Consider the following 16,689-nt stretch of genomic DNA (forward strand, 5'->3'; position numbering starts at 1 on the left):
CGCCCCTCGCGGGGTTCGCTGGGCACCCGGCCGACCGACCCCGCACACGGAGGTGGACGCATGGCTGCCAGCCGACCCGAACCCGGGCGACAGCTCACCGAGCTGTGGACCTTCTTCGCCGTCGACCCCGTCGCGGTGCCCCTGGCCCGACGGCTGGCGCGGGTGCGGGGCGTCACGCCGAACCGGCTGACCGCCCTTGCGCTGGCGCTCGGCCTCGCGGCGGCCACCTGCCTGGCCACCGGCCGGCTGCGGACCGGGGGCGCGCTCTTCGTGCTGCGCTTCTTCGTCGACTGCCTCGACGGCACGGTCGCCCGGCTGCAGGGGACCTGCTCCACGCGCGGGGCGTTCGCCGACCTCGGCGCCGACATCATCGGCGTCACCGCGGCGTACGCCGCGCTGGGCTGGTACCTCGTCGACACCGGTCGCCTGGGCCCGGCCTGGCCGCTGGCCGTGCTCGGCGCGCTGGGGCTCTACAACTGGGAGCTCGGCCACCGCAAGCGCCTCGCGGCGGAGGCCGGCCTCGGCACCGGCGGGGCGGCGCACCGGTGGCGTCGGTCCGGGGGGCTCCTGGGCGGGTGGACCGGGTTCTGCGACCGGCACGGCGTCTCGGCCGTGCCGTGGGCCGTCGAGGTCGAGATCGCGACGCTCGGGCTGGCCCCCCTGCTGCTCCCGGCCGACGCGCTGCCGGCCGCGATCGCCACCGCGCTGGCCTTCTACGTCCTGGCCGACCTCCTCAACGCCCGCCGCATCTGGCGCATCGCCGGCCACCTCGACGCCCGGACTCCCTCGGACGTCCCCGCGCTCGACCCGCTGCTGCCCGAAGGAGCCACCCCGTGAGCCCGTCCCCGAGCGTCGACGTCGTCATCGCCACCCGCAACCGCCCCGAGCTCCTGCGCCGGGCGATCGCCGGGGTGCTGGACCAGGACGCGGACTGCGAGATCACCTGCTTCGTGGTCTTCGACCAGTGCGAGCCGGACCCGTCGGTCGCCGAGGAGCGGCCCGGCCGGCGCGTCCGCGTGCTGACCAACACCCGCACCCCCGGGCTGGCGGGGGGCCGGAACACGGGGATCCTCGCCGGCGAGGCCGACCTGGTCGCCTTCTGCGACGACGACGACGTGTGGCTGCCGGAGAAGCTCGCCGCCCAGCTCGCCGTCCTGGAGGCGCAGCGCGCCGACACCTCGGTCACCGGCATCACCGTGGAGTACGACGGCCACAGCGTGGACCGCGTCCCGGCGGCCGACGAGCTCCGCCTGGAGAACCTCGCGCGCCGGCGCGTGATGGCGGCCCACCCCTCGAGCGTGCTGGTCCGCCGCGAGGCGCTCGTCTCGCGGATCGGCCTGGTCGACGAGGAGATCCCCGGCAGCTACGGCGAGGACTTCGACTGGCTGCTGCGCGCGGCGGCGGTCTCCCCGGTCGCGGTCGTCCCGCGGCCGCTCGTGCGGGTGCGCTGGGGCGGCTCGCAGTTCTCCCACCAGTGGCAGACGATCGTCGACGCGATCGACTACTCGCTGGGCAAGCACGCCGTCTTCCACCGCGACCCGCGGGCGCTGGGCCGGCTCTACGGCCGGCGGGCGTTCGCGCTGGCCGCCCTGGGCCGTCCCGAGGCCCGGCGCGCGGTGCTGCGCACCGTCCGGGTCGCACCGCTGGAGCCCCGCGCCTACCTCGCGGCCGCCGTCGCGATGCACGTGGTCAGCGCCGAGCGCCTGCTCCACCTCGCCCACCAGCGGGGCCACGGGATCTGAGCACCCGCGCACCGATGAGTCCGCCCGCCGGGCCGGGTCGGACGTCGTGGCGGCGGGCGCGGCCGCGCCGGAAAGCGGTCGACGCGCGCGCGAGGGCGCCGGACACTGGCGGTGCCCACCACGGACGAAGGAGCGCGGATGATCCATGCACGGGGACTGGTGCAGACCTTCCACACCGGTCGGGGGAAGGAGAAGAAGGCCGTCCAGGCCGTCGACGGCGTCGACCTCGACGTCGCGGAGGGCGAGGTGGTGGGCTTCCTCGGCCCCAACGGCGCCGGCAAGACCACCACGCTGCGGATGCTGACCACGCTGCTGCGGCCGACGGCCGGCACCGCGACGGTCGCGGGGTACGACGTGGCGACGCAGCCGGTGCAGGTGCGCCGCAGCATCGGCTACTGCAGCCAGGTCGGCTCGACCTTCTCCGGGGCCTACGCCGGGGACGAGGTCGTCGACCACGGGATGCTCTACGGGATGTCGCGCAAAGACGCGGTCGCGAAGGGCCAGGAGCTCTTCGACCGGCTGCAGCTCGACGGGCTGTGGCGCCGGATGCCCAAGAACATGTCGGGCGGGCAGAAGCGCCGGCTCGACATCGTCATGGGGCTCATCCACTCCCCGTCACTGGTCTTCCTCGACGAGCCGACCACCGGCCTGGACCCCCAGGCGCGGGCGAACCTGTGGGAGCACATCGCGGGCCTGCGCACCGAGCAGGGCGCGACGGTCTTCCTGACCACCCACTACCTCGACGAGGCCGACGCCCTGGCCGACCGGATCGTGATCATCGACCGGGGCCGGATCGTCGCCAGCGACACCAGCGACAGCCTCAAGGCGCAGGTGGCCGGCGACCTGGTGGACCTGGAGGTCAACGCCGACGAGCACGTGCCGGTCGCCCGGGACAAGCTGGCGTCGCTGGCGCCGGACGTCGTCGTGGACGGACGCCACGTCCGCGGCCGGGTCTCGCGCGCCGGCCGGGCCGTGCCGGGGCTGCTGCGCGACCTGGAGGCCTCCGGGGTCACCCTCGACTCCATCGAGGTGGCCCGGCCGACCCTCGACGACGTGTTCCTCACCCTGACCGGCCGGTCGCTGCGGGACGCCGAGGCCACGGCCGAGGCGACCGAGCCGGCCGCCGACGTACCCGACGAGACCCAGACCGTCGCCAGCACCTCCGGAGTCGCCCGATGACCACCTTCCTGCGCGAGACGTCGATCGTCTTCAACCGTCAGCTGCGGATGAACCTTCGCAACCCGGCCTGGGTGATCATCGGGATGCTGCAGCCGGTGCTCTACCTGCTGCTGTTCGGGCCGCTGCTCGAGCCGGTGATCGGCCAGCTGGGCGTCAACCAGTACACCTGGTTCGTCCCCGGGATGCTCGTCCAGCTCGGCATCTTCGGCGCGTTCTTCGCCGGCTTCAGCCTGATCGGGGAGTGGCGCGAGGGCGTGATCGAGGCCGAGCGGGTGACGCCGGCGAGCCGGTCGGCGCTGCTGATGGGCCGGCTGGGCCGCGACCTCCTCCAGCTGCTGGTCCAGGCGCTGATCCTCGTCGCCCTCGGCCTGGTCATGGGGATGGAGTGGAACCCCGGCGGCATCCTGCTGGGCATCGTGCTCACGATCCTGCTCGGCGGCGCCTGCGCCGCGGCGTCGAACGCGTTCGCGCTGACGGTCAAGAGCGAGGACGTCATGGCGCCGGTCATCAACCTGGTGATGATGCCGGTGCTGCTGCTCTCGGGGATCCTGCTGCCGATGAGCTTCGGCGCCGCCTGGCTCGACACGCTGGCCGACTTCATGCCGATCCGCCACGTCGTCGACGCGGTGCGCGGGGCGTTCTTCGGTGAGTTCGACGCCTCGGTGATGGGCTGGGGCGTGGGCTGGACGGTGCTGCTCTTCGGCCTCGCCGTCTGGTGGGGCACTGCGGTGTTCCGGCGCGAGAACGCCTGACCGCACCGCCACGCGTTCCCCGCGGGGTTTACATCGGCGTACCTCTTGTCAAGCGAGGTTTACAGACCCTATGGTCGTGTAAACCCCGCACCGCCAGGAGGTACGCCGATGAGCAGCGCCGTCCCGCACCGCACGCCGCACAGCACCGTCCCGCAGGGCTCGACCGAGCAGTGGACCGACCAGAAGCGCTACCTGTGGCTGATCGGCCTGGTGGTGCCCTCGCTGGCATTCCTGGCCTACGCCGGCTGGAAGCTGACCGGCTTCGGCGGCTGGTTCTGGATCGGCCCCGTCGTGATCCTGGTGGTCGTGCCGGCGATCGACCTGGTGGCCGGTCTGGACCGCTCGAACCCGCCCGACGACCTGATCGAGGCGCTCGAGGAGGACCGCTACTACCGGTGGGTGACCTACCTCTTCCTCCCGGTGCAGTACGCCGGGTTCCTCGGCGCGATGTACCTCATCGCCGCGGGCGACCCGCTGGCCGGCGTCGGGCGGGGCGGCGGCGACCTGGCCACCTGGGAGGCGGTCGGCCTGGCGATCTCCATCGGGTGCATCGGCGGGATCGGCATCAACACCGCCCACGAGCTGGGCCACAAGAAGGAGAGCCACGAGCGCTGGCTGTCCAAGATCGCGCTGGCCCAGAGCTTCTACGGCCACTTCTACATCGAGCACAACCGCGGCCACCACGTCCGCGTCGCCACCCCCGAGGACCCGGCGTCCTCCCGCCTCGGCGAGACGTTCTACCGGTTCTGGCCGCGCACGGTGCTCGGCTCGCTGCGCAGCGCCTGGAACCTGGAGAAGCGTCGCTACGCGCGGAAGGAGCAGCACCCGTTCCGTCCGGGCAACGACGTGCTCAACGCCTGGGTGATGTCGGCGGTGCTCTGGGGCGGGGTCGTCGCCTGGCTCGGCGTCGAGGTGCTGCCGTACCTCCTGCTCCAGGCCGTGGTCGGCTTCTCGCTGCTGGAGGTCGTCAACTACATGGAGCACTACGGGATGCTGCGCCAGAAGGTCGGCGTCGGCGAGCGGCAGCGCTACGAGCGGGTCGACCCCTCGCACTCGTGGAACTCCAACAACATCGCCACCAACGTGCTGCTCTACCACCTGCAGCGGCACAGCGACCACCACGCGAACCCCACCCGCCGCTACCAGACCCTCCGGGACTTCGAGGAGTCGCCGGTCCTCCCCACGGGGTACGCCGGGATGATCGTCCTCGCGCTCGTCCCGCCGCTGTGGCGCCGGGTGATGGACCCGCGGGTGCACGCGCACTTCGGGGGCGACCTGACCCGCGCGAACATCCAGCCCGGCCGGCGCGAGCGGCTGCTGGCGGCGTACCCGCCGCCGGTCGCGGAGCCGACGGCGGCCGAGCGCGCCGACCGCACCCCCGGCGCGACCGAGGAGGTGCTGGCCGCGCGCTGCCCGAGCTGTGCGTACGTCTACGACGTCGCCGCCGGTGACGAGCACGAGGGCTTCGCGGCGGGCACCGCGTGGGCCGACGTCCCCGACGACTGGTGCTGCCCGGACTGCGGGGTGCGCGAGAAGGTCGACTTCGTGCCGCTGACCGGGGCGGACGCCTGATGGGCGCGCCCGCCGGACCGGTGCGGATCACCGTCGACCGGGACCGCTGCGAGGGGCTCGGGATGTGCGAGGCGATGGCCTCGGACTACTTCGAGCTCGACGACGACGAGGTCCTGCACGTCCTGGCCGAGACACCGGCCGAGGCCGACCGCGGCCGCGTCCACGCCGCGGTGGAGTCCTGCCCGGTCCTCGCCCTGGCCCTGGCCCCCGCCTGAGACCACCCCGGCCGGGGCAGGGCGGTTCCCCCTGCCGTCCGGCCCCGGTCCGGGGTCTGCTTCCTAGACTGGCCGCATGACGACGTCCCCGGCGCCCACCCCGGCGCCCACCACGACGCGCGACCGCGTGGTGGACGCCGCGGTGCGGCTCACCATCGACGTCGGCTGGGCCCGGGTGACGATGGGGCGCCTGGCCGACGAGGTCGGCGTCAGCCGGCAGACCGTCTACAACGAGATGGGCACCAAGGCCGGCCTCGCCGAGGCGATCATCGCTCGCGAGCTCGAGCGGTTCCTCGGGGTCGTGACCCTCGCCTTCGACGAGCACCCCGACGACCTGGTCGCAGCGATCCGCGAGGCGACCCGCTCGGTCCTCGAGCTGGCCCAGGACAACCCGCTGCTGCACGCGGTGGTGAGCGCGACCCACGGCGCCGACACCGAGCTCCTCCCACTGCTGACCACGCAGTCGGAGTCGCTGCTCGTCGCGGCGCAGGGCGTGGTCGCCGAGCGGATCGCGCCGTACGACGTGGACCTCGAGCCCGAGCAGCTCGACGCCGCGATCGACATGGTCGTCCGGGTCGTGCTCAGCCACGTCATGCAGCCCTCCGCGCTGCCGGCCACGACCGCCGACCGGCTGGCCTGGCTCGCCGCTCGCGTCCTGCGCGTCCGCGTCGGGTGAGCGGCCCCGCCGGCGTCCGGCTGGGCACCCCGTCCGGCCGGGCCGTCGTCGCCGCCGCGACGCTCGGCTCGGGGATGACGCTCCTCGACGGCACGGTCGTCAACGTGGCGCTGGTGCGCATCGGCGAGGACCTCGACGCCTCGCTGGCCCAGCTGCAGTGGATCACCAACGGCTACCTGCTCTCGCTGGCCAGCCTGATCCTCCTCGGCGGCTCGCTCGGCGACCGGTTCGGCCGCCGCCGGGTGTTCGTCGTGGGGACCGTGTGGTTCGCGCTGGCCAGCCTCGCCTGCGGCCTGGCGCCGAACGCGGAGACGCTGATCGCCGCGCGGGTGCTCCAGGGCGTCGGCGGGGCGCTGCTGACGCCCGGCAGCCTCGCGATGATCCAGGGCGCGTTCGTGCCCGAGGACCGGCCGCGGGCGATCGGTGCCTGGTCGGGCCTCGGGGGGATCGCGACCGCCGTCGGGCCGTTCGTCGGCGGCGTGCTGGTCGACCACGCGAGCTGGCGGTGGATCTTCCTGGTCAACCTGCCGCTCGCCGCGGTGACCGTGCTGGTCGCGCTGCGGTCGGTGCCCGAGACCCGGGACCCGGGCGCCTCCGGGCGGCTGGACGTCGCGGGCGCCGTCCTGGCCACCCTCGGCCTCGCCGGCACGACGTACGCGCTGATCCAGTGGGGCGGGGACCTGGCGCCGGCCGCGGCGGTCCTCGCCGTGCTCGCGCTCGTGGCCTTCGTGGTGGTCGAGCGCCGGCGCTCCGACCCGATGCTGGACCCGGCGCTCTTCGCCGACCGCACCTTCAGCGCCGCGAACGCGATGACGCTGCTGGTCTACGCCGCGCTCGGCGCGGTGATGTTCTTCCTGGTCCTGCAGCTGCAGACCGTCGGCGGGTACGCCGCGCTGGCGGCCGGCACCGCGACGCTGCCGGTCACGGTCTGCATGCTGCTGCTGGCCGCGCGCGGCGGCGCGCTCGGGGCCCGGATCGGGCCGCGCATCCCGATGACCGTCGGCCCGCTCGTCATGGCGGCCGGCGTCCTGCTGCTGCTGGCGGTCGGCGAGGACGTCGACTACCTGCGCGACGTGCTGCCCGGGCTCACCGTCTTCGGCCTCGGCCTGGCGCTGATGGTCGCGCCGCTGACCGCGACCGTGCTCGCGGCGGCCCCCGACCAGCAGGCGGGGCTGGCCAGCGGGGTCAACAACGCGGTCGCCCGGGCCGGCTCGCTGCTGGCCGTCGCCGCGCTGCCGGTGGCTGTCGGCCTCGGCGGGGACCAGTACGCCGACCCGGTCGCGCTCGACGCGGCGTACCGCACCGCGATGATCGCATGCGCGGGCCTGCTGGCCCTCGGCGGTGCGGTGTCGTGGGTCCTCGTCCGCAGCGACGTCCTGGAGGAGTGAGCCGGGTTCGGGCGCGGGCGTTGCGGACCCGGCCTACCCTGGGCGGCGGGAGAGCTCGGAGGGAGGACCGGTGGGAGCGACGCGTGCCTGGACGCCGCTGGTGGCGGCGACCCTGCTGCTCCTGACGTCCTGCGCGACGTCGGCGGAGACCACCCCGGAGCCCGCACCCGCCCCGTCCGGCTCCGCCGTCGGCTCGGTCGACACCGCGCCCCGGCCCGAGGGCGGTCGCGCCGCCCCGGTCGGCGCGTTCGCCGTCGAGCCGCCCGGCCCGCTGCGGGGCAGCACCCTCGAGGGCCCGGACATGCTCGTCTACAGCCAGGACCCGCTCAGCGACGACATGGTGGAGCGGATCGAGGGCCTGCGGGGCGTCGACGCCGTCGAGCCGCTGGCCATGGCGCAGGTGCCGGTCGAGGAGAAGGTCATCAACCTCGCCGCGGTCGACCCGGCGACGTACCGCCGCTTCGTGCCGGACCGTGCGAGCGCCCGGCTGCTCGAGGCGTGGAAGCGCGTCGCGGCCGGCGAGATCGCCGTCCTGCCGGAGATGAAGACGAAGATCCCGATGGACGAGCAGGGCTTCTTGTCGCTGGGCAACTCGACCAAGGCGCCCAAGGCCCACGTCGGCGCCTACGTCGCGCAGGTCCCGCAGGTCGACGCGGTCGTCAACGAGAAGTGGGGCGAGGCGCTCGGGATGAAGCCCGGCAACGCGCTGCTCGTCTCCGCCGACATCACCGCCCCCCAGGCGCTGCGCAAGCCGATCCAGGAGATCGCCGGCGACGAGGCCTCCGTGCAGATCCTCGGCCCCGACCTCGACACCAGCGTGAAGCAGACCGCGTTCCTGGTCGGGACGGTCGCCGAGGCGGTCGGCACCTTCAACTACACCGTGCTCGGCGGGGGCCGGATCGCCCCCGAGCCGGCCTGGGTCACCGAGCACATCCGCACCGAGCCGGTGCCGATCCTCGGCTCGGTGACCTGCAACAAGGCGATCTTCCCGCAGCTGCGGGCGGCCCTGCAGGAGGTCGTCGACCGCGGCCTCGCCGACGAGATCCACCCCGACGAGTACGCCGGCTGCTACTACCCGCGCTTCATCGCCGGCTCGACGAAGCTCTCCAACCACTCCTTCGGGCTGGCGCTCGACTTCAACGTCCCCGGCAACCTGCGCGGCACCGTCGGCGAGATGGACCGCACGGTGGTGGACATCTTCAAGAAGTGGGGCTTCGGGTGGGGCGGCGACTGGCGCTACACCGACCCGATGCACTTCGAGATGGTCGCCATCGTCGAGCCCCGGACCTGACCGGCCGGGCGTGGGGCGGGTCGTGGAGCGGGGCGTGGAGCCCGGCGTGGCGATCGGACGGGTCGTCGAGCTGCACCGGTTCCCGGTGAAGTCGCTGCAGGGCGAGCGCCTCGAGCGGGTGGACGTGGACCTGCGCGGTCTCGTCGGCGACCGGGCCTGGGCGGTGCGCGAGCCGGACGGCAAGCTCGGCAGCGGCAAGTCGACGCGGCGGTTCCGCAGGATGGCCGGGCTGCTCGAGCTCCACGCGACGTACGACGGGGGCCGGGTGGGCGAAGGGCCGGTGGTCGCCCTCCCCGACGGGCGGTCCTGGCGGGCCCCCGACGCCGAGCTGGACGAGGCGCTCACGGCGTACGTCGGCCGGCCGGTCGCCCTGGCCCCGGAGGCGGACGTCGCCCACCACGACGAGGGCCCGCTGCACCTGGTCACCACCGCCACGCTGGGCCGGCTGGCCACCGACGGGGTCGTCCTGCGCGCGAACCTGGTGCTGGACGTGCCGGGCCTCGAGGCGTTCGCCGAGGACGGCTGGTCCGGGCGGGAGCTGCGGGTCGGTGGTGGCGGGCTGGTGCTGCGGGTGCGCGAGCCGATGCCGCGGTGCGTCATGGTGGGCACCGAGGTGCTCCACGAGACCACCCGGCTCAACGACGGGTGCGCGGGCGTCGTGGTCGACGTCGTGGGGCCGGGGCCGGTCGCGGTCGGGGACGACGCGGTCCTCGCCGGTCGCTAGCCTCGCCTGCATGCGCGCCGCCAGAGTCCTCGCCACCACCGGTCCCGCCGACGTCCGTGTCGAGGAGGTCGACGAGCCCACGCCGGGCGCGGGCGACGTGCTCGTCGAGGTCCACAGCGTCGGGGTGTCCTTCCCCGACCTGCTGCTGAGCCGCGGCGAGTACCAGATGAAGCCCGAGCCGCCGTTCACCCTCGGCGTCGACTTCGCCGGCACGGTCGTGTCGGGCCCGGGCTTCGAGCCCGGCCAGCGGGTGGCCGGCGTGGGCGGCTGGGGCGGGGCGTCCGAGCTGGTCGCCAACCCGGCCGACTTCGTCTTCGCGCTGCCCGACGAGCTGTCGTACGACGAGGGCGCGGCGCTGCCGATGAACTACCTCACCGCCGACTTCACCCTCCACGAGCGCGCCGGGCTGCGCGAGGGCGAGACCGTGCTGGTCCACGGCGCCGCCGGCGGCGTCGGCACCGCCACCATCCAGGTCGCCAAGGGGATGGGCGCGCGGGTCGTCGCGGTGGTCTCCACCGAGGAGAAGGCCGGGGTCGCCCGCGCCGCCGGCGCCGACGAGGCCGTGCTGGTCGAGGGGTTCAAGGACGCCGCCAAGGAGCTCACCGGCGGCGTCGGCGTCGACGTGGTGGTCGACGTGGTGGGCGGCGACCTGTTCACCGACTCCCTGCGCGTGCTCGCCCCGCAGGGCCGGCTCATGGTCGTCGGGTTCGCCGCCGGCCAGGGCATCCCCCAGGTCAAGGTCAACCGGCTGCTGCTCAACAACGTCGACGTGCGCGGCGTTGGCTGGGGCGCCTACGCGATGGTCCGCCCCGGTTACATGCACCAGCAGTGGGAGCGCCTCGTGCCGATGATGACCTCCGGCGTCGTGAAGCCGCCGATCGGCTCGACCTACCCGCTCGACGACTTCTCCCAGGCCCTGCTCGACATGGAGGCCCGCCGGACGCTCGGGAAGTCGGTCGTCCGCGTCCGTGGCTGAGGTCGGCGGGATGTAACGCGCCGTTCGGGGAGCTGCCGCGCCGGTGGAGCGGCGCGGTAGATCACCGGAAAGCGCGTTGCAAGCCGCGACCGCTCAGGCCCGCGACCGCTCAGACCGCGCGGAGCGGGTGGATCGCGACGTCCCCGGCGAGGACCGGGCCGAGCACGGCGAAGGCCTCGGCCACGTGCGGGGCGGACATGTGGGCGTCGATGGCGGCCTGGGACTCCCACGCCTCGATGGTGACGAAGGTGCCCGGCGCGGTGGCGGACTCGAAGGCGTCGTACTGCAGGCAGCCCTCGTCGTCCGCCAGGCTGGCGGCGGCGAGGGTGGCGAGCGCGGCGCGGGCGGCGTCGGCGTGGTCGGGCTGGACGGGCAGCGTGGCGACCACGCGGATCGGGGTGCTCATGGCGCCGAACCTAGCGGCGGCGTGCGGGCCGGGGCAGTGGGTCGCGCCGGTTAGGGTCGATCCCGTGACGATCCTCGATGACGCCCGCCCGGGCATGGACCCCGACATCCGCCCGCAGGACGACCTGTTCGGCCACGTCAACGGGCGCTGGCTGGACGAGACCGAGATCCCCAGCGACCGGTCGAGCTGGGGCCCGTTCGTGCAGCTGGCCGACGCCGCAGAGGACCACGTCCGGCAGATCATCGAGGAGCTCGCCGCCGGCGATCCCGCGACGATGACCGAGGACGCGCGCAAGATCGGCGACCTGTTCGCCTCCTTCATGGACACCGAGGCGATCCAGCGGCACGGGCTGCGCCCGGTGCGGCCGCTGATCGACGCGGTCGACGGGCTGCGCGACGTGCGCGACCTGGCGGCGTTCCTCGGCGAGTTCGAGCGGGTCGGGGGCCACGGGCTGTTCGGGTCCTACGTCGACACCGACGACCGCCGCTCGGACCGCTACCTCTTCCACCTCGTCCAGGGCGGGCTGGGGCTGCCGGACGAGTCGTACTACCGCGAGGAGAAGTTCGCCGAGGTCCGCGAGGCCTACCTGGGCTACCTCGAGCAGCTCTTCACCCTCGCCGAGCACCCCCACGCCGCGGCCGCGGCGCGCACCGTGCTGGAGATCGACACCCGCCTGGCCGCGGGCCACTGGGAGCGCGCGGCGACCCGCGACGTCCAGAAGACCTACAACCTGATGACGCTGGCCGAGCTCAAGGAGCTGTGCCCGGCCTTCGACTGGGACGCCTACGTCACCAACCTCGGCGGCAACGACGAGACCGTCGCCGAGGCGTGCGTGCGGCAGCCGTCGTTCTTCGGCCACCTCTCGACGGTGCTCGACGAGGTCCCGATCGACGCGTGGCGCCCGTGGATGCTCAGCCACGTGCTGCGCTCCTCCGCGCCGTACCTCACCGACGACTTCGTCGAGACCAACTTCGACTTCTACGGCCGCACCCTCAACGGCACCCCCGAGCTGCGCGCGCGGTGGAAGCGCGGCGTGGCGTTCGTCGAGGGCGCGATCGGTGAGGCCGTGGGCCAGGAGTACGTCGCGCGGCACTTCCCGCCGACCTCCAAGGCGCTGATGGACGACCTGGTCGCGAACCTGATCGCCGCCTACCGCGAGTCGATCTCCCAGCTGGACTGGATGACCGAGGAGACCAAGCAGCGGGCCTACGAGAAGCTCGCGACCTTCCGCCCCAAGATCGGCTACCCCGAGAAGTTCCGTGACTACTCGGCGCTGTCGGTCAGCGCGACCGACCTGCTCGGCAACGTCGCGGCCGCCGCGGCGTTCGAGACCGACCGCCAGCTGGCCAAGATCGGCTCGCCGGTCGACCGCGACGAGTGGTTCATGCTCCCGCAGACCGTCAACGCCTACTACAACCCCGGCACCAACGAGATCTGCTTCCCCGCCGGCATCCTGCAGAAGCCGTTCTTCAGCCCCGACGCCCACCCGGCGGAGAACTACGGCGGCATCGGCGCGGTCATCGGCCACGAGGTCGGGCACGGCTTCGACGACCAGGGCGCGCAGTACGACGGCGAGGGCAACCTCCACGACTGGTGGACCGCCGACGACAAGGCCGCCTTCGAGGTGAAGTCCCGGGCGCTCATCGAGCAGTACGACGCGTTCGAGCCGCGCAACCTGCCCGGCGAGCACGTCAACGGCTCGCTGACCGTGGGCGAGAACATCGGCGACCTCGGCGGGCTCACCATCGCCCACAAGGCGTTCCTGATCTCCGAGGGCGGCACCGCCTCGGAGGAGGACCGCCGCCGGCTGTTCCTGAACTGGGCCTACGTGTGGCGGACCAAGCGCCGCACCCAGCAGGAGCAGCAGTACCTCACCATCGACCCGCACAGCCCGCCGGAGTTCCGCGCCAACATCGTGCGCAACCTCGACGAGTTCCACGAGGTCTTCGGCACCCGGGAGGGCGACGGCCTCTGGCTCGACCCCGACCGGCGGGTGCGGATCTGGTGAGTGCCGGGTCGGTCGCTCCTCAGACCGCGGCCGGCTCCGGCCGGGCGGCCGCGCCCTCGTCGACGGGCGCGAGGTCGACCGTCAGGTCGCGGCCACGGGTCTCGGGCAGCAGAGAGACCGAGACCAAGCTGATCGCGGCGACGACGACGTTGTAGGTCGCCACGAGCCACAGCGTGCCGTCGCCCTTCGTCACCAGCCAGGCGGCGATGAGCGGGGTGAGGCCGGAGGCGAGGATGCCCGAGACCTGGTAGAGCGTGCTGAGCGCGGAGTAGCGGTACCGGGTGTCGAACAGCTCGCTCCAGAACGCCGCCAGCGGGCCGTACACCCAGCCGTAGACGATCCCGAGGCCGCCGACGAAGGTCAGGAACACGCCGAGGGTCGTGCCGGTCTGGATCATCCAGGCGGCGGGGAAGGCGAAGACCAGCGCGAACGCCGCGCCGGACGCGTAGACCGGCCGGCGGCCGACCCGGTCGCTGAGCCGCCCGGACACCAGCACCAGCGCGACGCCGAGCAGCGCGCCGACCATGATGCAGTTGAGGGCGGTGGACTTGGTGACGCCGACCTCGTCGACGGCGTAGGCGAGCAGGTAGACCGAGAACAGGTTGAACGAGAACCCCTCGATGAACCGGGTGCCCATGCCGAGGAGGAGGGTCCGCCCCTGCCGGGCGAACAGCTCGGTCACCGGCATCGCGGAGACCTGCTTCTCCTCCTGCACCCGCTGGAACGACGGGGTCTCCATGACGCTCAGCCGGATCCACGCGCCGATGGCGAGCAGCACGATGCTCAGCAGGAAGCAGGCGCGCCAGCCCCACGCGAGGAACGCCTCGTCGGGCAGCTGCGAGGCGATCGCGAAGGCGCCGCTGGCCAGGAAGAGGCCGCCGGGCACGCCGATGTGGGCGAAGCTGCCGAAGAACCCGCGCCGCCGCGCGGGCGCGAACTCGACCGCGAGCAGCACGGCGCCGCCGTACTCCCCGCCGACGCCGATGCCCTGGAGCACCCGCAGCACGACGAGCAGCACCGGCGCCCACACGCCGATCTGGTCGTACGTCGGCAGGAGGCCGATCACCGCGGTGCCGATCCCCATGATCATGAGCGTCCAGATCAGCATCGTCTTGCGACCGATGCGGTCGCCGAAGTGGCCGAAGACGAGCCCGCCGACCGGCCGGGCGAGGAAGCCGACGGCGAACGTGCCGAACGCCGCGAACTGCGCCGCCGGTCCGTCCAGGCCGTTGAAGTACAGCTCGTCGAAGACCAGGCCGGCGGCGGTGCCGTAGAGGAAGAAGTCGTACCACTCGATGGTGGCGCCGACGGCCGAGGCCATCGCGACCCGGCGGGGGTCGGCGGCCGCGCTGGTCGCCGCGGCTCCCGTGGTGCTTGCCATGATCGTCTCCTCGACTGGTCCGTCGTCGTCCACCGGCTGTGGATGAGTTTGTGCAGTGAACAACCTGACAAACCATAGAAGGTGTGGCCTGTCGGCGCAGCACCGGGCGGGCCGCCCGGTGGCAGGCGTTGCCGATGACCCGATCGGCGCGACCGCCCGGCTTGGAGGGCGCTCCGGCACCGTCCGTGGCCGCTGGTAGACAGGTCGCCATGACCTCTCCCGCGGCCGCCCCGTCCCCGAGCAGCGCGACCGACGTGCGCGAGCAGGCCGAGGCGCACCTGCGCGCCCTGGTCGGCAGGGACGACGCCGTCCTGCGCGAGGACCAGTGGTCGGCGATCGAGGCGCTCGCGGTCGACCGGCGCCGCGCCCTGGTGGTGCAGCGCACCGGCTGGGGCAAGTCGGCGGTCTACTTCGTGGCCACGCTGCTGCTGCGCGGGCAGGGGGCCGGGCCCACGGTAATCGTGTCCCCGCTGCTGGCGCTGATGCGCAACCAGATCGCCGCCGCCGAGCGCGCGGGCATCCGCGCCGTCACCATCAACTCCACCAACATCGAGGACTGGGAGCCGGTCCACCAGGCCATCCGCGACGGCGAGGTCGACGTCCTGCTGGTCAGCCCCGAGCGGCTCAACAACCCCGGCTTCCGCGACGAGGTGCTGCCGCGCCTGGCCGCGACCTGCGGCCTGCTCGTCGTCGACGAGGCGCACTGCATCTCCGACTGGGGCCACGACTTCCGGCCCGACTACCGCCGCATCCGCACGTTGCTGGCGGAGCTCCCCGACGGCATCCCGGTGCTGGCCACGACCGCGACCGCCAACGAGCGGGTGACCGCCGACGTCGCCGAGCAGCTCGGGCCTCTGGGCCAGCAGGTGCTGGTGCTCCGCGGCTCGCTGGACCGGGAGTCCCTCCGCCTGGGCGTGGTCCGGCTCAGGACGGCCGAGCAGCGGCTCGCCTGGCTCGCCGACCACCTCGCCGAGCAGCCCGGGTCCGGGATCGTCTACTGCCTGACGGTCGCCGCCACCCAAGAGATCGCCGACTACCTGCGCTCGCGCGGGCACGACGTCGCGGCGTACTCCGGCCAGACCGACACCACCGAGCGGCAGGCCCTCGAGCAGGACCTCGCCGCCGGCCGGGTCAAGGCGCTGGTGGCGACCAGCGCGCTCGGCATGGGCTTCGACGCGACGCTGGGCTTCGTGGTCAACATGGGCGCGCCGTCGTCGCCGGTCGCCTACTACCAGCAGGTCGGACGTGCGGGCCGCGGCACCGACGAGGCGGTCGTGGTGCTGCTGCCGGCCACCGAGGACCGCGACATCTGGAACTACTTCGCCTCGCTGGCCTTCCCCCGCGAGGAGCTGGTCCGCCAGACCCTCGAGGTCCTGGCCGCGGAGGGCCGTCCGCTGAGCACCGCCGCGCTGGAGACCCGGGTCGAGCTCAACCGCACCCGGCTGGAGACGATGCTCAAGGTGCTCGACGTCGACGGCGCCGTGCGCCGCGTCCGCGGCGGGTGGGAGTCGACGGGCCGGGACTGGAGCTACGACGAGGAGCGCTACCGCCGCGTCACCGAGGCGCGCGAGCGCGAGCAGCAGGCGATGCTCGACTACATCGCCACCGACCGCTGCCGGATGCGCTTCCTGCGCGACCAGCTCGACGACCCGGAGGCGGCCGACTGCGGGCGCTGCGACAACTGCGGCGGCCTCGACCTGTCGACCGAGGTGTCGGCGGCGGCGCTGGAGGAGGCCGGTGCGCGGCTGTCGCGCCCGGGGGTGGTCGTCGAGCCGCGCAAGATGTGGCCGACCGCGCTCGCCAACCTCGGCGTCGACCTCAAGGGCAAGATCGCCGAGGGGGCGTCCGAGGGGCGCGCCGTGGCGCGGCTGACCGACCTCGGGCACGGGCAGGCGCTGCGGGAGCTGTTCGCGCCGGGCACGCCCGACGGGCCGGTCCCCGTGCCGCTCGTGCGGGCCGTCGTCGAGGTGCTCGAGGAGTGGCGCCCGCGGGTCGACGCGATCGTGTCGGTGGAGTCGGCCACCCGGCCCACGCTCACCAGCGACCTCGCCGCGGGGCTCTCGCGCTACCTCGGGGTGCCGGTGGTCGGCACCTGGGCAGTCGTCGACCCCGACGTCGCCCCGGGGCAGGGCGCGATGAACTCCGCCCAGCGGGTGGCCGCGGTCGGCCGCCGCTCGGCGCTGCACGCCGACGTGCCGGAGGGCGCGCGGGTGCTGCTGGTCGACGACCGCACCGACACCGGCTGGAGCCTGACGCTCGCCGCCCGCGCGCTGCGGCGGGCGGGGGCGGCCGAGGTGTTCCCGCTGGTCCTCGCCGTCACCGGCTGACCCCGCAAACGCCTCGTGCTGCCCAGCGTGCGCCGGGGCGCACGCTGGGCAG

Annotated in this window: 15 protein-coding genes; 13 read left to right on the forward strand and 2 right to left on the reverse strand. The window is 73.6% G+C overall.

What is annotated here, in order from left to right; genetic code table 11:
* The first annotated feature begins 60 nt into the window (after positions 1–60).
* From AB0N29_RS08045 to AB0N29_RS08095, 11 genes are all read left to right on the forward strand, one after another.
* Positions 61–837: a CDP-alcohol phosphatidyltransferase family protein gene (locus AB0N29_RS08045; RefSeq protein WP_364865650.1), complete on the forward strand. Its 777-nt coding sequence runs from the start codon at positions 61–63 to the stop codon at positions 835–837.
* Complete coding sequence (locus tag AB0N29_RS08050) at positions 834–1,742, forward strand: glycosyltransferase family 2 protein (protein ID WP_302268919.1); 909 nt, start codon at positions 834–836, stop codon at positions 1,740–1,742. Before AB0N29_RS08045 ends, AB0N29_RS08050 begins: the two co-directional genes overlap by 4 nt.
* A 138-nt stretch (positions 1,743–1,880) precedes the next feature.
* Entirely contained in the window at positions 1,881–2,921 is a 1,041-nt protein-coding gene (locus AB0N29_RS08055; RefSeq protein WP_364865653.1) for an ATP-binding cassette domain-containing protein, read from the forward strand.
* Positions 2,918–3,673 carry an ABC transporter permease gene (locus AB0N29_RS08060; protein ID WP_364865656.1) on the forward strand — a complete coding sequence of 252 codons (756 nt, stop codon included), beginning with the start codon at positions 2,918–2,920 and terminating at the stop codon, positions 3,671–3,673. The genes AB0N29_RS08055 and AB0N29_RS08060 overlap by 4 nt, the downstream gene beginning before the upstream one ends.
* Positions 3,674–3,781: 108 nt before the next feature.
* On the forward strand, positions 3,782–5,245 hold the full coding sequence (locus tag AB0N29_RS08065) for a fatty acid desaturase (protein WP_302268922.1): 1,464 nt from the start codon (positions 3,782–3,784) through the stop codon (positions 5,243–5,245).
* Positions 5,245–5,460, forward strand: a complete 216-nt coding sequence (locus AB0N29_RS08070) for a ferredoxin (protein WP_302268923.1) — start codon at positions 5,245–5,247, stop codon at positions 5,458–5,460. Before AB0N29_RS08065 ends, AB0N29_RS08070 begins: the two co-directional genes overlap by 1 nt.
* 76 nt (positions 5,461–5,536) lie before the next feature.
* Positions 5,537–6,136 (forward strand): TetR family transcriptional regulator, encoded by a 600-nt coding sequence (locus AB0N29_RS08075; RefSeq protein WP_364865658.1) that lies wholly within the window; start codon positions 5,537–5,539, stop codon positions 6,134–6,136.
* The gene (locus tag AB0N29_RS08080) at positions 6,133–7,524 is read left to right on the forward strand and encodes an MFS transporter (RefSeq protein ID WP_364865660.1); all 1,392 of its coding nucleotides are present in this window, start codon (positions 6,133–6,135) and stop codon (positions 7,522–7,524) included. Before AB0N29_RS08075 ends, AB0N29_RS08080 begins: the two co-directional genes overlap by 4 nt.
* 70 nt (positions 7,525–7,594) lie before the next feature.
* Positions 7,595–8,815 (forward strand): M15 family metallopeptidase, encoded by a 1,221-nt coding sequence (locus AB0N29_RS08085; protein WP_302268927.1) that lies wholly within the window; start codon positions 7,595–7,597, stop codon positions 8,813–8,815.
* Positions 8,816–8,861: 46 nt separating this feature from the next.
* Positions 8,862–9,539 carry an MOSC N-terminal beta barrel domain-containing protein gene (locus AB0N29_RS08090; RefSeq protein WP_364865663.1) on the forward strand — a complete coding sequence of 226 codons (678 nt, stop codon included), beginning with the start codon at positions 8,862–8,864 and terminating at the stop codon, positions 9,537–9,539.
* Positions 9,540–9,549: 10 nt separating this feature from the next.
* Positions 9,550–10,515, forward strand: coding sequence for an NADPH:quinone oxidoreductase family protein (locus AB0N29_RS08095; protein WP_302268929.1), 966 nt, complete (start codon positions 9,550–9,552; stop codon positions 10,513–10,515).
* Positions 10,516–10,624: 109 nt separating this feature from the next.
* Here the strand turns inward: AB0N29_RS08095 and AB0N29_RS08100 are convergent, their stop codons facing one another.
* Positions 10,625–10,921, reverse strand: a complete 297-nt coding sequence (locus tag AB0N29_RS08100; RefSeq protein WP_364865666.1) for a putative quinol monooxygenase — start codon at positions 10,919–10,921, stop codon at positions 10,625–10,627.
* Between the two features lie 64 nt (positions 10,922–10,985).
* On the opposite strand from AB0N29_RS08100, the gene AB0N29_RS08105 reads away from it, so the two are divergent.
* On the forward strand, positions 10,986–12,929 hold the full coding sequence (locus AB0N29_RS08105; protein WP_364865668.1) for a M13-type metalloendopeptidase: 1,944 nt from the start codon (positions 10,986–10,988) through the stop codon (positions 12,927–12,929).
* A 19-nt stretch (positions 12,930–12,948) separates the two neighbouring features.
* Here AB0N29_RS08105 and AB0N29_RS08110 read toward each other — a convergent pair whose 3' ends face one another.
* Entirely contained in the window at positions 12,949–14,310 is a 1,362-nt protein-coding gene (locus tag AB0N29_RS08110) for an MFS transporter (protein WP_364865670.1), read from the reverse strand.
* A 209-nt stretch (positions 14,311–14,519) separates the two neighbouring features.
* Between AB0N29_RS08110 and AB0N29_RS08115 the strand changes: the two genes are divergently transcribed.
* Complete coding sequence (locus AB0N29_RS08115; protein WP_364865672.1) at positions 14,520–16,637, forward strand: RecQ family ATP-dependent DNA helicase; 2,118 nt, start codon at positions 14,520–14,522, stop codon at positions 16,635–16,637.
* Positions 16,638–16,689: the final 52 nt, after the last annotated feature.

The sequence above is a fragment of the Nocardioides sp. NPDC092400 genome (assembly GCF_040684155.1).
GTDB lineage: Bacteria > Actinomycetota > Actinomycetes > Propionibacteriales > Nocardioidaceae > Nocardioides.